The 14,424-nt window shown below is 48.5% G+C and carries 12 protein-coding genes; 3 read left to right on the top strand and 9 right to left on the bottom strand.

Annotated features, from left to right (window positions below; genetic code table 11):
- Positions 1–34 precede the first annotated feature (34 nt).
- The 3 genes from AC50Y3_RS07125 to AC50Y3_RS07115 are packed head-to-tail and all read right to left on the bottom strand — an operon-like array spanning position 35 to position 4,241.
- Positions 35–1,657, bottom strand: a complete 1,623-nt coding sequence (locus AC50Y3_RS07125) for a response regulator (protein WP_494818078.1) — start codon at positions 1,655–1,657, stop codon at positions 35–37.
- A complete protein-coding gene (locus AC50Y3_RS07120) occupies positions 1,650–3,497 on the bottom strand; it encodes a cache domain-containing sensor histidine kinase (protein ID WP_494818077.1) in 1,848 nt (615 codons plus the stop codon). The genes AC50Y3_RS07125 and AC50Y3_RS07120 overlap by 8 nt, the downstream gene beginning before the upstream one ends.
- Before the next feature lie 15 nt (positions 3,498–3,512).
- Complete coding sequence (locus AC50Y3_RS07115; RefSeq protein ID WP_494818603.1) at positions 3,513–4,241, bottom strand: helix-turn-helix domain-containing protein; 729 nt, start codon at positions 4,239–4,241, stop codon at positions 3,513–3,515.
- A 256-nt stretch (positions 4,242–4,497) separates the two neighbouring features.
- On the opposite strand from AC50Y3_RS07115, the gene AC50Y3_RS07110 reads away from it, so the two are divergent.
- The 3 genes from AC50Y3_RS07110 to AC50Y3_RS07100 all read left to right on the top strand — a co-directional run bounded on the left by AC50Y3_RS07110 (position 4,498) and on the right by AC50Y3_RS07100 (position 7,611).
- Positions 4,498–5,319 carry a phytanoyl-CoA dioxygenase family protein gene (locus AC50Y3_RS07110; protein ID WP_494818076.1) on the top strand — a complete coding sequence of 274 codons (822 nt, stop codon included), beginning with the start codon at positions 4,498–4,500 and terminating at the stop codon, positions 5,317–5,319.
- A gap of 985 nt (positions 5,320–6,304) precedes the next feature.
- Positions 6,305–7,249, top strand: coding sequence for a ribose-phosphate diphosphokinase (locus AC50Y3_RS07105; protein ID WP_494818075.1), 945 nt, complete (start codon positions 6,305–6,307; stop codon positions 7,247–7,249).
- A 230-nt stretch (positions 7,250–7,479) separates the two neighbouring features.
- Positions 7,480–7,611 (top strand): putative holin-like toxin, encoded by a 132-nt coding sequence (locus AC50Y3_RS07100; RefSeq protein WP_494818074.1) that lies wholly within the window; start codon positions 7,480–7,482, stop codon positions 7,609–7,611.
- 250 nt (positions 7,612–7,861) lie between these two features.
- On the opposite strand, the gene AC50Y3_RS07095 is transcribed toward AC50Y3_RS07100, so the two are convergent.
- From AC50Y3_RS07095 to AC50Y3_RS07070, 6 genes are all read right to left on the bottom strand, one after another.
- Entirely contained in the window at positions 7,862–9,208 is a 1,347-nt protein-coding gene (locus AC50Y3_RS07095; RefSeq protein ID WP_494818073.1) for an ABC transporter substrate-binding protein, read from the bottom strand.
- On the bottom strand, positions 9,201–10,751 hold the full coding sequence (locus tag AC50Y3_RS07090) for an ABC transporter substrate-binding protein (protein ID WP_494818072.1): 1,551 nt from the start codon (positions 10,749–10,751) through the stop codon (positions 9,201–9,203). The genes AC50Y3_RS07095 and AC50Y3_RS07090 overlap by 8 nt, the downstream gene beginning before the upstream one ends.
- Positions 10,748–11,326, bottom strand: a complete 579-nt coding sequence (locus tag AC50Y3_RS07085) for an RNA polymerase sigma factor (protein WP_494818071.1) — start codon at positions 11,324–11,326, stop codon at positions 10,748–10,750. Before AC50Y3_RS07085 ends, AC50Y3_RS07090 begins: the two co-directional genes overlap by 4 nt.
- A gap of 237 nt (positions 11,327–11,563) precedes the next feature.
- Positions 11,564–12,499 (bottom strand): TauD/TfdA dioxygenase family protein, encoded by a 936-nt coding sequence (locus AC50Y3_RS07080; RefSeq protein WP_494818070.1) that lies wholly within the window; start codon positions 12,497–12,499, stop codon positions 11,564–11,566.
- Between the two features lie 202 nt (positions 12,500–12,701).
- On the bottom strand, positions 12,702–13,964 hold the full coding sequence (locus AC50Y3_RS07075) for an MFS transporter (RefSeq protein WP_494818069.1): 1,263 nt from the start codon (positions 13,962–13,964) through the stop codon (positions 12,702–12,704).
- A 24-nt stretch (positions 13,965–13,988) separates the two neighbouring features.
- On the bottom strand, positions 13,989–14,405 hold the full coding sequence (locus tag AC50Y3_RS07070; protein ID WP_494818068.1) for a GIY-YIG nuclease family protein: 417 nt from the start codon (positions 14,403–14,405) through the stop codon (positions 13,989–13,991).
- Positions 14,406–14,424: the final 19 nt, after the last annotated feature.

Below are 14,424 nucleotides of genomic sequence, written 5' to 3'. Positions count from 1 at the left end.
GATCTGGTACAAAATATTATGATCCTGACATTGTCTATGCCATCGTCTTTTTATATTCGGATGGTGTGACTCCGACCTTGCTGCGAAACACTTGACTGAAATACTTCTCGCTCTCGAATCCGACCCTCGTCGCAATTTCATGGATTCTTCCGGAGTCCAGCCGCAGCAGCCGCTTCGCCTGCTCAATGCGGTAATTGGTTAGGAAGTCCACGAAAGTGATGCCGATCTGCTGACGGAACACGACACTCAGGTGACTTTTGCTAATCCCTACATGCGCGGAAAGGTCCGTTAGCGTGATTGGATTTTCATAATGCACCTGTATGAATTCAATCGCCCTGCGAATAGAAGGCGTCATAGTGACTGACGGCGTCGATATGGCGGTATCGCGCAGATTCTCTGTTCCGGACAGAAACAACCGCACCAATTCCGAAGAATCACGAGCATTAAGCAATACTTCCACACTTAAATAGTCCGCTTCCAAGGCAGGCCTGCCTTCAAAAACCGTATATCCCAATTGCCGGTTGTACCAACCAACCAATTCTGTGCAAAGGACATTAAGAAGGCTTCTGCTTCCGCTGCTGCATGTCTCGTCCACGAGACCCTTCAGAAGCTCATAGTTTTGGCCTGATTCTCCACCGATGATTGCCATAAATAGTTCCTGTAACCTAGCCTGCAGCTTCTTCAGCAATTCGCGAAGATGTCCCTCGGTTTCCGTAGACTCCGCATAAGTGAATACCATCCGTTCGTCGTATAAGAGCCTGCAGCGCAATGCTTCCCTAGCACGTCCGAGCTCCCTGTGAAGCTGCAGCGGATCTCGGGTAGTCCCGCTGATTCCAACGGTGAGCTTTAACCGCATATACGCTGCCACTGCCTTTACCGCTTGGTTCGCAACGTTCTCCACTTCTTGCAGCAGGAGGCTTCCGGCAGGACTGCTGACTACTGCGATGTAGTCACTACTGTCAACATCCCGGATCATACTGGAGGTGGGGAGGGTTTGCAGCAGTCCCTGAATGATGTTAAACAGTGAATTCTCTACGGCTTCCCACTTCTGCCGCCCATGTTGCTCCAGCACGCCTCTATGCTGTTCGGCCGAAAATAACAATACCGCATATTCGTGATCATGAAGCTCGATCGCATACTGCGCCGCTGCAGCATCCAGCTCCTCCCGCGAGGCATAATTTCTTCGCAGCAGTTCCCGGTAGAAATTATCCAATGCATAATAGGTATGCAGAGCGGCTTGCTTCTTCAGCTCATAATACTCCTTGTCTCGTTGTTCCTTCTCATCAATCTGCGCACTGATGCGGTGGAGCGCACCCTCTAGTGTAGTAGCCGTTAACTCCGGCTTTAGGATATATTCGTTGGCTCCGGCAGCTAGCGCTTCACGCATGTAGTTAAAGTCGTCATAACAACTTAAAACGATAATCTTGAGCTTGCGGCTTCGCTCCCGCAGTTGCTGGAGCAGCTCTGCACCATCCATCTGTGGCATCTTCATGTCCATAATAAGCAAATCGGGCTTCATCGACTCGATCATTTCCAGTGCCTGGACGCCATTGGCGGCCTCACCTGCAATTTCCCAGCCCTTGTCCACCCAGTCGATCAATACGCGCAACCCTAACCGAACGAGAATATCATCGTCAACAAACAATACTTTATGCAATCCGGATTCCCTCCTTCAAGGGCACTGCAGGCAAACGAACGGTTACGGTCGTTCCTTTGCCGACAACGCTTTGGAATTCCAAGCCGTACTGTGGTCCATAATGCAGCTGCAGCCGTTCATGCACGTTCTTGACGCTGATTCCCGAGAACCGGGATTTGATTCGCCCCTCCGTTATATCCTTCAGAAGATCACGGGCCATTCCCTTGCCGTTGTCAGTGATCCGGCATACGAGATGACCTTCCTCCACCTTTACCTCCAGTGTAATTAAACTATTGTTTTCCATCGCCTCGAGCCCATGAAACAGGGCATTTTCAACCAGTGGCTGCAAAATGAGCTTGGGGATCCCGTATTCCAGCGACTCCTCGGCGACCTTGTACTCCATCTCGAAGGTATGATAATAGCGCATCTGTTGGATGTGGATATAATGCTTGAGATTCTCGATTTCCTTCCGGACTGGGATCGTCTCACTACCGAGATTCACACTGTTGCGCAGCAGGTTCACGAGCGCCGATATCATGTCACTGATCTGCTGCTCGCCGCGGATCACTGCCATCCATTTGATAGAATCAAGTGTGTTGTACAAGAAGTGAGGCTGGATCTGGGCTTGCAAAGTGGATAGCTCCGCTTGCCGCTTCAATTCCTGCTCTCGGTAAATTTCACTACGCATTTCTTTTAAACGCGACGTCATCATATTGAAGTTTTTGCCCAGATAACCGATTTCGTCATTGCGGATCTGATCAAGTCTTACATTGAGATCGCCGAGCTGCACCTTTTTCATAAGCCCAACAAGATTCTTGAGCGGTTTCATCAGCCTGCTGGAAATAAATGCGGACATTATGAGCGCGGCTGCCAAGCAAATCAGTACAAGCAGAAGGGTCAGCCTCTTAATGAACTGGACGGGCGCCAAAATTTCAGAGTAGGGAATTAGCTGAATGACCTTCCATCCACCGAGATGGGAGGTCCGATATATACGCATCATCCGTTCACCGTCCACCGTTACTTTATCGACACCACTGCTAAGTCCGTTCAAATCCTTGATGACCATGGATGATTGCGCAGCAAAGCGCTGCCCAGGATCTCGTTTGTAAATGGTGTTGCTGTCATCATCGATCAGGATCAGTGAGCTGTTATACCCGCTGTGGAGTCGTGACACAATCCCGTCAATGACTCGGTAGTCCATATCAACGCCCAGCAGGCCAAGCGGGCTACCCGTCTGGATGTCTCGAAGCAGCCGGGCTAACCGAATCGGTCTATTGGGCTCCGAAGCAACCTTTGTCAGCTCTTCCTGACCTCGTCGTCCTATCCCGTTATCTTGCTTGCTCGTGTCCGGAACAATCGTAAAGTAGCTCTTGCCTCCCCGCTCATAGGTTTCCCGGTACCATTGCTGCTTCTTCATTATTTCCGGAACATGGTCAAGCGGTGAAGCCGAGTTCGTGTTACTGCTGCTGACAAGGAAGTAATTGTCGCCGATCAAGAATACCGACTCAATGCTGTCCTGGACACTTAGCTGCTTGGTTAACACGGCTTTGATTTCATTTACGGCCAGGATCTCCTCTTCATCATATCTCCCTTCTACCTTGCGCAGGCTGCTGTTGATCTCGTAATTGAATATGATGTCGGTTGCGACACTTTCCATATCTCTCAGATGAAATTCGATATTGTCGAGCACCTGATCCATCGTTTCCGATGTATTCAAAGTGACGCTTTTCTCGATGATCCCAGAAGAAGCGCGGAACATCATGAAACCTAGAAAGAGCAATGGCAGAATGATCACCACAAACATAAACATCATCAAACGGGCTTGAATACTGCGCAGTAGCAAATGCCTGAGCTGTGTCATACCATTCGGCCTCCCTCAGAGTGATGTCTTCTCCCTCTGCCAAATACGCTGCCGGTAATCCGTAGGGCTTACGCCGAAGTGGCCGGTAAAGAGCCTACTAAAGTAATAGGCGGAATCAAACCCCACATCAAAAGCGATTTCGTTAATTCGGAGCGATGATAATTCCAACATCCTGGCTGCTTTTGCGAGCCTCATCTTGTTCAGTCTTACGGTAAGCGTATCACCGGTTTGCTCCTTCATCAGATGACTGAAGCGGGACTCTGACAAGCCTACCATTGCGGCAAGGTCAGAGAGTCGGTGCTTTCGGTTAAGATGCTCGGACAAATAACGAATAACTATATGGATCCGTTCGTCAATGATGCGTTCGTTCTCTTGCTCACTATTGTAGTGATAGAGCAGCACCAGAATTTCTGCAAGCGCAAGCTTTGCAAGATCGCGATTTACCGGTGCCCTCATTGAAGAATCACGAATCAGCCGAAAGAAGGTTTGCTCTATTCTGCCCCGCAGTTCGTCACCACGAAGTTGGAGACAAATTAGCCTTTCACCGGTTCGCGGCAGCTCCAGCAAAGGCAGCCAATCCGGCAACGGTACAAAATGCGTCCACAAGATGTCCCATTCGCCTGTTTCATTGGAAGCATAATGATGCGGAACACCAGGTGATAGGATAACGATATCCCCCCGCCTGCAGACATGCACCTCCCGGTCCACCCTAAAGGAACCGCTTCCATTAATCGTGTAGACGATGAGCCAGTCCCGGGTCCCCTAAGAACGATGTCCCTGGAAGCCAAATGGCCGGCGAAAGTGATCAGCGAGCAACACGCCAACCTCTGGTGATTCCGTCTCCGTATCGAATTGAAACAAATGCTCATTCAATGACACTTCGCCACCCTTCTAAAGACAGCAGAATCGTATATCATTTTAGCAAACGAATTCATTCCTATTGTATACCGAGTATTTTATGCTGGATATGACCAATCTCAATGCGAAAGGATGACTTGGTATGCAAGCTAAGTTTCATTCCAGCTGTCTTACATTGGAACAAAGAAGACAATTCAGTAAACAGGGCTACTTGATTATGCGAGGATTGTTCAATAGTGAGGATGTGCGGGCAATCCGGGAAACGTTCATGGATATACAGGCAAAGGGTGTTCTCCCGGGCTATTTTGAACCTGCTTCACCAGAAGAGGCAAAAGGCGATCCTCTGCTGTTATATCCGCGGATCCTCTATCCACACCGAATTATAGAACTAGCAAAAAAGTATATGCTCGATCCGCGCGTCGTTGATATCATCGCCGAATTGCTTGGAGAAGAGCCGCTAGCTGCCCAAAGCATGTTCTACTTCAAACCGCCAGGCTCACGGGGCCAAGCCCTGCACCAAGATAACTATTATTTGCGCGTGGAACCAGGTACCTGCATCGCCGCTTGGACCGCAATCGACACTTGCGACCAGGAGAATGGCGGACTTGTCGTAGTACCACAAACGCAGAGCCTCGACATCCAATGCCCGCACGAAGCTGACTCTTCCGTGTCTTTTTTCCGAGACGAGGTCGATCTGCCCAAAGGTAGTCACGTCGTCCCGGCGAACATGGAAGCAGGCGATGTACTGTTCTTCAACGGGAGTACCATTCACGGCTCCTATCCCAATCATTCTGCAGACCGATTCCGCCGTTCTTTCATATGCCACTATATAGGCGAATCCACGCTTCGGCTTGGCCATCATATCCATGATAATCTGCATAACCGGTATGGTGAAATAGTCAGCGTGCAGAGAAATGAAAGCCCTGGACCCTGCGGAGTCGAATTCAATGGGACGCCTCATTAGTTGAACGCCACCTTGAAATGCAGAGGTGCTTAAGCGCACAGACATCTCCTTAAAACCGAGACCATCCGTTCTTATTTGATATAATGATACTATATTAACGCGGTGACATGTTTCTGTTTCACATAGTAGAAGTATATGTAAGTATATGTGTGGTGTCAGAATTACTGAGAAACCGAAATTCAAAAACATTGATTTATCAAGGGCCGTTTTCAAAATTATTGAGACTTGTCAGATCATTTTCCCGCTAGAAAGGGCAGATTTTCACAGTCATGGGATTTTACGACTCTCAGGAGAAAGTTGGTAGTTGCCATTCACCGTGTAAAATTGCAAATTAGTTTAAGCCAGACGCTGGCTTCCTAGTTGATATTTATTAACAAAAATGCCGCTTGATTGACAGGGGCATTCGCTTGATCTGCTTATTATAGTCCGACTATCTCACTCGATACTCGTCAAAATAATTCGGAAGAATCGTCGTGGACGCACCAGGCAGTTCAGGAAGCACATATCCCTAAAAAAAAACTACAACTTATTTTGAAACACTTACAGCTAATGCTGAAAAATCACACTATGTCCGCTGTAACTTGTTTTGTCACTATTTATTGTTTAATGAACCATGGCTCGTATGATAACATTGTCATCTGCCGTAACATCCTTTGTCATTTGAATGACTTCTCGTATGTAGAAATGTCAATGAATACGATCAAAAAAACGCCTCACTCATTCATATCGAATGAGTGAGGCTATTTTTTCACACTTTCAACTTCTTCCGCCAATTCGCGCAGCCCTGACACATATAATACGAGCGGTGCTGTTGGCAGTGAAGTCTACAAAGACTTTTCAAGACCGTTCTATTTTACAGCTAAGGTTTTTTTGAGTTTACAAAGGGAAAGGATATAATGGAACTAACTATATGTTGCAAGAAAATAAAAACCTATGCTTACAATGCATAAATTGCATAGCAATTCTATTAGGAGGAGTCCAGCGGATGCAAAATGTAAAAATATTTTCCGGTTCATCGAACCTCCCGCTCGCGGAAGAGCTATGCAGGCAGCTTAATGTTCCTCTTGGAGACATTGAGATTTCCAGGTTGCAAAGCGGTGAAATCAGCTTACGTTATCTCGAATCGATTCGCTCTGCTCATGTCTACATCGTTCAATCCTTGTCTCATCCCGTAAATGAGCATTTAGTCGAACTCATGATTATGATTGATGCTGCAAAACGGGCTTCAGCCAAAACGATTAATATCGTTATGCCGTATTATGGCTATGCTCGTCAGGAACGGAAAGCAGCCCCGCGCGAACCAATTTCCGCGAAACTCGTAGCTGATGTGCTGACAACTGTTGGCGCTGACCGCTTAATTACTGTTGATCTTCATGCCGATCCGATTCAAGGTTTTTTCGATATCCCTGTTGATCATATTACCGCTTTGGATCTCATCACGGATTATTTGAAGTCAATGAACATTAAGAATCCGGTAGTTGTTTCACCTGACGCTGGTCGGGCAACAACCGCTGAGAAGCTCGCCAACTATATGGACTGTCCGTTTGCAATTATGATTAAGAACCGCCCTGCTCACAATAAGACGAAAATCACTCATATTATCGGTGAAGTCGAAGGCATGACTCCGATTATTATAGAAGATTTAATCGATACAGGTGGTACGATTGTGAATGTTGTCGAGGCGCTGCATAAAAGAGGTGCGAATGACGCCTATATTTGCGCAACACATGGGTTGTTCTCAGATAACGCGCTCGAGAAACTGTCTCATCCCTACATTAAAAAGGTCGTTATAACGGATACCATTGCAATTGACCCGAACCATTCGGATAAGTTCGTTGTACTTCCAATGGCGGAGCTTCTCGCAACTGCGCTCCAAATTATTAATAATGGCGGATCGATAAATACACTGTTTAAGACGAAGCAAATGTAAGGAATCGTGAGAGTGAGACACAAGAAAAAAAGCAAGCGGCAACTAAATGCCACTTGTTTTTTTTGCTTCCGGTACTGGAAAATTTTCGAACAATAATTTTTGGCAGCATGCAAGCCTTCCTAACGGGCGGTAGTAGTATAGTAGTATAGTAGGACTATCCTACTCCCAGCTTGTACCAAAATAAGCATAGACACACGAACAAGCGTTCGCTTATAATAAAGAAGCGATGAATGGCTTGCAAGGGCGGTCGGCTAGTCTCCCGGAAGGGAGGTGACGCCATGGAGGTACAAGACGCGATGACGCTGATGTTCACGTTCGGCATGTTTATTCTCGCGCTGCTCACTTACCTCAAAAAAAAATAGACCGCCCTCTCGCGAAGGAATGCGGTCTACTCTATAATCTCATATCCTGATACAGCCTTCCGCCCTTAAAAGCGGTTAATCGCGCCGGGAGTCGGTTGCCGCCGACTCTCTTTGCCTGCTACGTTTCTTTGCCAATATAATACCATATTTGCTCAGGAGTTGAACATATGCATTTCGTAAATGAAGCCCCTTAATTGAGCAGGCTGAATTTGTCTTGACTAAACTTACCAGTATCGCTAAGAGCTCCAAACTATGATTTCGGCTTCGCCGCATCCATCAGCGCTTGGCCTTCCTTCTGCACAGCCGCAATACATTCGTCTACACTCTTCTCGCCATTCACGGCCGCCTTTACTTCGCGATCTTCCAGCTGTTGAAACAGCTCCGTAAGCTTGGGATCATAACCTTCGAGCGAATAGCTTTGATCAATGTTCGGAAGAGTCTCATATAGCTCTGCCAGCACGGGATCATGATCGTATTTCATATAGGACCTGCGCGTTGGCATGCTATACTGGTCCTGAATGCCTGATTTGGCCTTCGCCACATAATCACTCAGCATGAACTCGATGATTTGCCATGCGGCATCGGCATTCCGAGCGCCTGCCGGTATCGCCAAGTAATCATAAACGCCTAAATGGACGGATCTGCTCGTATCGATGGAGCTCACCGGCGGCGTAACCATACCCGTTTCAAACTTCATGCCTTTGATACTGTTATAGCTGTCGATCGTCATCGCAGATTTGCCTTGCTTAAACAGATCTGCCTCATTCACGGCATCCTCATCGAACATCAGCGTACCATCGACCATATCCCCTTTGACATCCTGCATCATGAAGGTGCCATTCTTATAGAGATTCACGACGGTTGCGAATATATTCCGCCAAGCAGGTGTGTCTATCGTCACTTTACCCGTTTTGTAGCTGTAAGACTGGAGCCCTTCCGAGCTAGACAGACTGAGGAGTAAGCTATTCGGCATACTGCTGAACGGCTGGTGATAGCCGACAATTCCGTCCTTTCGGCTTCCTGCTCTAGCAAATTGGCTGGCCAGCTGCATCACATCCATGATCGTCATGCCGTTTCGGGGCAAATCTACCATGTATTTGTGAAATAAGTCAGCATTGTAATAGAGAACGGAAGCTTGGAAGGAAGCGGCTAACGCGAATAAATTCCCGCCCCCCTCGCGCTTGATTTTATCGATCATCCCTGGATAGAAATCTTCTGCTTTCATGCCGCTCGCATGCAGCCGTACCGATAGATCCTCCAGTAAGCCATGTGCAGCCAATCCGGGATACTTGCCTGAGTAGCCAAGCAGCACAAGGTCCGGTTTCTCTTCCTTCAGCTTCTTCTCGTACTGCTCCGCCGTTATGGGTTTATAATTCGGCTCCATCTCGATGAGCTCAACCTGGAAATTCGGGAAAGCAGCGGCTACAAAATCCCCAATCGTAAAGGAATAGCTGCTCTTGGTAGGCAGCGCAATACGAATGACTTCTTTCTCATGACCGGACTGCCGTTCATCCGCCATGCAGCCGCTTAGCATGAAACTAATCGCCAGCAAGCAGATGAGGCACACAAATGAAGCGCGATGTATCCGACTACTCATGTGTCTGATCACCCTTTCCGCCCAGCCTCGCTTCGAGCGTGCTTTGCAATTCATCAAGCGCTGCAGCAACGGACTTCGATCCTTTCACAACGGCTTCCATCTGTTCACCGCCAAGCGTATACAAGGCAGCATCCAGCTCGCCCTTCGCTCGATTATCGTAAGCCATTCTGTAACCCTCAGCTGCTTTTGCCGGATCAACCTTATTCTCATAGAATGCTTTCCAGTGCTTGCTTTCCTTCTCATCCATGACCGACTTATCTGCCAATAAAGTGCTGAATAACTGCGCATTCTCAAGTCCACTACGCCAAGAGCCGCCAATAATAAACGAAATCAGCTCCCAGACCGCATCCTCTTGGGTTGAAGCAGCATTGATCGCATACACGGTATTCGTGCCCAAGAACGACAATTGGTTCGTGGCGGATGAGTCCACCCGAAGCGGAACTGTCGACCAATTCACTTTCATGACTCCCTCATACTTGAAATTCTCCAAGTTCGAATAGAAGTAGCTCGGTGCAATCATCATCGCTATTTTGCCTTGAGCAAACGCATCATTCTTGCCCATATCCTTCATCGTGATGCCGTTCTTGCCGTAATTGATAGGCTTCTGCTGCGTGATCCAGCCTTCCTGAAATCCGGCTGCGACTGACTGCCAAATTTGCTTCCATGCGTCGGAATTTACAGTAGCCTCCGTTTTACCATCACTGCCTTTACCAAAGGTCTGCAGCCCTGATACTTGTCCGAAGAATTCGGTCAGCGCAAATTTATTGTCACGGTCGAATGCTCCGAGTCCGCTAATCCCCGTACCTTGGAACCGTTTGGCAAGCTGGAGAATCTCCTCCGGCGAAACCTCACCTTCAGGCAGTGGAATTCCTTGCTTGGCAAAAGCATCTTCATTAATATAGAGCGCCGTGGTATTAAAATCTGCCGGCAGTCCATATAACTCCCCGCCTCCGCCAAGCTGCCGCAGCAGTTCAACTAATGGCGCATAGAGGGCACCCAGCTCAAATTTTCGTTCCTTCACAATCGTATCCAATGACTTGAGCTTTCCGTCTGCCGCCAGCTCCTTAAACAGCTTCAAAGGAAGCTGCAGCATGTCCGGCTGCTCCTTATCCATCCAAGTTTGAAACAGATCGGGATCATTATATAAATCTCTGGGAGCATCGACCATACTCAGCTTCACGGATGGGTGACGAATAATGAACGGCCGCTTGATCTGATATTCGATGCTGCCATCCTGCGCAAACTGATGAATCTTAAGCGTATATTCCCGGTCTCCCAGCGGATCGCCAAGAAGTGCGGCCGGAATGTTCTCGGTCGTATCCGGTTTCAGCAGCTGCTTCACATCATCGCGGAACCACCAGCCGCATCCGAGTAGGAGTACGAGGCTCATTATAGCTGCAACCGCGCGATAGGGTGTCCTTCTTTTCTCATTTTGCATATGAATGCGCTCCCTCACCTTGTGCTCAAGTTCTGGGGTGAACCCATTCTTCACGGGAGGTTTCCCTGCAAGCTTATGCTCCCAGCTGTTTAACGGTTCCTTCATGTCCATTCTTCCTCCCCAGTCCACTTCGCTTCTTGGGTAAGACTGCGATTAACCGCAGCTCGTGCACGATGGAGTCTGGACTTCACCGTACCGACTGATACGTGGAGCATGTCCGCCATTTCTTGCATCGAAAGTCCATAATGACTGCTCATCAGCAGCACTTCCCTCAGCTTCTGCGGCAGCTTCAAGACAACCGCCCATAGTTCCTCGGTCATCAGCTTATCGAAGCTTTCCCGCTCCGCCGATGGCGAAGTTTTCTCTTGCGGACGGACGATCCCTCCGAAGAAGGTCACACGCCTGATCCATGCCGACCGCAGCACGTCGCGCGCCGTGTTGCGGGTAATGGCCAGCAGCCAAGTTTTGATCGACGATTGCCCGCGGAATTCGTAGAGCTGTTGAAACACCTTCACGAATACATCTTGGGAAATATCATCGGCCAGCTCTCTGGAACGTGTGTAGAAGAAAGCGAAATTCCAAACGTCTTTACCGTACGCCGCCATAAGCTCATTCAGCACCGCATGCCGGTCTAAGCTGCCTGTTACATGCTTCAAGTAATCAAACTGCAAGTCGTTCACCTCATCAAGTAGACGATAGAATGCCGGAATGGTTCCCTATTCAATCCGGAAAATATAAAACTATGATTTCGTTCACAATTGGTATAAAGTACCACCACATTATACACACGTAGGAGCGGCAAGTAGAGTATATTTTCTGCAAAGCGAAAGAAGCCCCGGCAGCAAGAGCTGTTTCCAGCTTCTCGCCACCCGAGGCTTCCAGGCTCTATGCTTCCAGGATGCTAATCGCTACCGGTCTTACGCAGACTCTCCCACTTGTTCCGCCGGTCCCACCTTCTTGCGGGTAACACTCTTCCGACCATCAACGCTTACCGGTACATCGCCATCAACCGTGACGCGCCGCACAACACGGTGCTGATCGCCATAGTCGTTGACTGCATAATGCTGCGTCGCCCGATTATCCCAGATGACGACATCCCCTTCTGCCCAGCGCCAGCGAACGGTGTTCTCGAGTTTAGTAACATGATTTTGCAGCAAGGAGAACAATTGAGCGGAGTCAGTTGAAGATAACCCAAGGATACGCTTCACAAAATGTCCCAAAACCAGCGTCCGCTCCCCTGTCTCCGGATGTACGCGTACAAGCGGATGCTCCGTTTCATATAAAGTGGACACGAATACTTCGCGGTATCTCGTCTCCGCCTCTTCATCTATAGGTCTGCTCCGATACGCAGCATAGTCATATTCATTGGAGTGCACCGCCCATAAACCATCGACCAGCTTCTGCAGCTCTTCAGGCAAATTGGTATAAGCTGCTGCCGTATTCGCCCAGACCGTATCGCCACCGAACTCCGGAACAACGACTGCCCGTAGTATGGAGGCTTGCGGATAAGCGTCAACGAAAGTAACGTCCGTATGCCACGAATCGGCACGTCCGCCGTGGTTGGAGTTGAGCTCCAATACATAATCGGTTCCCTGCTTGATCGGCACCGTCGGGTGAGCAACAGGATCGCCAAGCAATTGGGCAAAAGCTTCCTGCCCCGCATCATCCAGCTGATGCTGCCCGCGGAAGAAAATAACCTTATGCTTCAGCAGCGCTTCTCTAATGAAGCTAACCGTTTCCTCATTCAGATCGGAAGAGAGTGTAACCCCTCTAATTTCCGCACCGATTCTACCTGCTACCGGACGTACCTCGAACGATTGACCAATGATTTCGTTTTGTTCTACTTGGCTCATGTTATTGCCTCCTTGGAATTGTTTTGGATTCGATGACAGGAAAAAGTGATAAAAAAAAGAGACGCACTCATCTCTCGATGGTTGGTCTCTCTCCGGTAATCCGGTGGATTAAACTATTATTTTCCTATCGACTTACTATGATTTATACAAAATAATACCTGCTGGCCCTTTCGGTGTCAACAGGTACTTGGTAAATTTTTCTTTAAGCGGATACACTCGTTGCCGCCGGTTCAGGCGACTTCTGTTTAAAGAGCGGTACCAGCGACAGTACTCCGGCTAGCATTAATAATCCGGACATGCTGTAAATCGCGGTCAGCGGAAGGAGCGTCTTGAGCGGTCCCGCCAATGCCATCATCAGCACCATGGCTCCCATGTACATTGGACCTAGTGTGCCGCTCACGCGTCCGATAAATTCAGGCGCCGACCATTTTAGCATAATCGTATTGATCGAGATATGAACCATTGGGAAAATCATACCCATAATTAATTGCAGCGTCAGTGTGAAAGGTACGCTCATAGAGAAACCAACACCGACTGTACCGGCCGCGCTTACGCCTAAGGCGAGCGCCAGCATCTTAACCGGTGACATTTTCTTCGAAATAACCGTAATAAATGCACCGCCGATCAACATGCCAATCCCGCTCAGCATAAGTACATATTGCAGAAATTCCTTCGGTTGGCCGAGTCGTTCCGTTACGACAAACAGTCCCAGCGTTTGAGCAATCCCGCCCGACAAACCTGCCAGAGCAAAGGTGATGCACATGGTCCGAAGTACGCGGCTGCTCCACACATAGCGTAGTCCTTCCACCATTTCCGTCATGACGGAGGTTGGCTTTGCTTGCGGATCACGAATCAATGCTTTATCTTGCGGGAGTCGGAACAGGATAAGCGCCGATAAGAAACTGGCAGCTCCCATGACACCTATGGAGACATGAATGCCGAAGTTTTGGTAAACGATAGTTCCTACAGAGGGTCCGGCAATTAAGAACACCGCCATAAGCGTTTGGAAAATCCCCATCGCGCTTTGCAGCTGCTCTTGCGGTACATGCTGTTTGAACAGCTTCATGGATGAAGGTGCCGAGAATTGAGACAGCGTCGCAGATAAGAACGTGGCAAAATATACGGCCGCCCATGATTCATAAACAAGCGCGATCAGCACCAGCACAACGGATGCAGCCGACATGAGATCGCACCAAATCATCGTTCGTTTCGGAAGCCAGCGGTCCGCGAAGGTGCCCCCAATAAAAGCGAATAAGAAAATCGGTGAAAACTCCGCAACGGAGATCAGAGACACCGCAATAGGATCGTTGTTGGTTTGATCCGTCACATATAATAGGATGGCGAAATTTCGCACCCATATTCCAATTTGCAGCATAATATTCGACATGAGTATCGTTTGAAAAAAGCGGTTCCGCAGCAGTGGAGTTTGGGCTGTTGTTACAGCTGCTGCTTGGTTTCTATTCATTTCGTTCGAACTCCTTATTCGGTTCTATTTGGGCGGACGGTTGTAACCGTTCGGTTCGTACGGCTGTAATTCATCAAGCCACTTCTTCTCCAGTCGCTTGAGGGAGTCACGATAGTTCATTAACGCATTGCGATCTACGATTTCCGTGCCGGGAATGAGCGTATCTTTGTAATCATTGCGTACTTCTTCGCCAAGATTGAGCTGCTCTAACACCTCATATCGGAAGTCCGCGCCTGCCTGCGCTCTGTACTCCTCTTGAAGCGCAGAGTTCATATGACCGTTCATGTCGAGCGAGAACTTCTGGCGCGTCCATGCGGAATCAAGCGTCGGTGATGAGGCGATATATCGTTTGCCATTCCGTTCATTGATAATTTGAAATACGCCCATCGCGCGCTGTTTCATCCCATATTCATTCTGTAATTCCTTACGTCTGTTCATCATTGTAAATTCCTCCTTCAGT

Source organism: Paenibacillus sp. J22R98 (assembly GCF_059383835.1).
This window is presented reverse-complemented; position numbering and strand designations above follow the sequence as displayed.

Bases quoted from the DNA above. Each gene is read 5' to 3' on its own strand.
- AC50Y3_RS07120 (WP_494818077.1), bottom strand. From the start codon at position 3,497: ATGACACAGCTCAGGCATTTGCTACTGCGCAGTATTCAAGCCCGTTTG.
- AC50Y3_RS07110 (WP_494818076.1), top strand. From the start codon at position 4,498: ATGCAAGCTAAGTTTCATTCCAGCTGTCTTACATTGGAACAAAGAAGA.
- AC50Y3_RS07105 (WP_494818075.1), top strand. From the start codon at position 6,305: ATGCAAAATGTAAAAATATTTTCCGGTTCATCGAACCTCCCGCTCGCG.
- AC50Y3_RS07100 (WP_494818074.1), top strand. From the start codon at position 7,480: ATGGCTTGCAAGGGCGGTCGGCTAGTCTCCCGGAAGGGAGGTGACGCC.
- AC50Y3_RS07095 (WP_494818073.1), bottom strand. From the start codon at position 9,208: ATGAGTAGTCGGATACATCGCGCTTCATTTGTGTGCCTCATCTGCTTG.
- AC50Y3_RS07090 (WP_494818072.1), bottom strand. From the start codon at position 10,751: ATGAAGGAACCGTTAAACAGCTGGGAGCATAAGCTTGCAGGGAAACCT.
- AC50Y3_RS07080 (WP_494818070.1), bottom strand. From the start codon at position 12,499: ATGAGCCAAGTAGAACAAAACGAAATCATTGGTCAATCGTTCGAGGTA.
- AC50Y3_RS07075 (WP_494818069.1), bottom strand. From the start codon at position 13,964: ATGAATAGAAACCAAGCAGCAGCTGTAACAACAGCCCAAACTCCACTG.
- AC50Y3_RS07070 (WP_494818068.1), bottom strand. From the start codon at position 14,405: ATGATGAACAGACGTAAGGAATTACAGAATGAATATGGGATGAAACAG.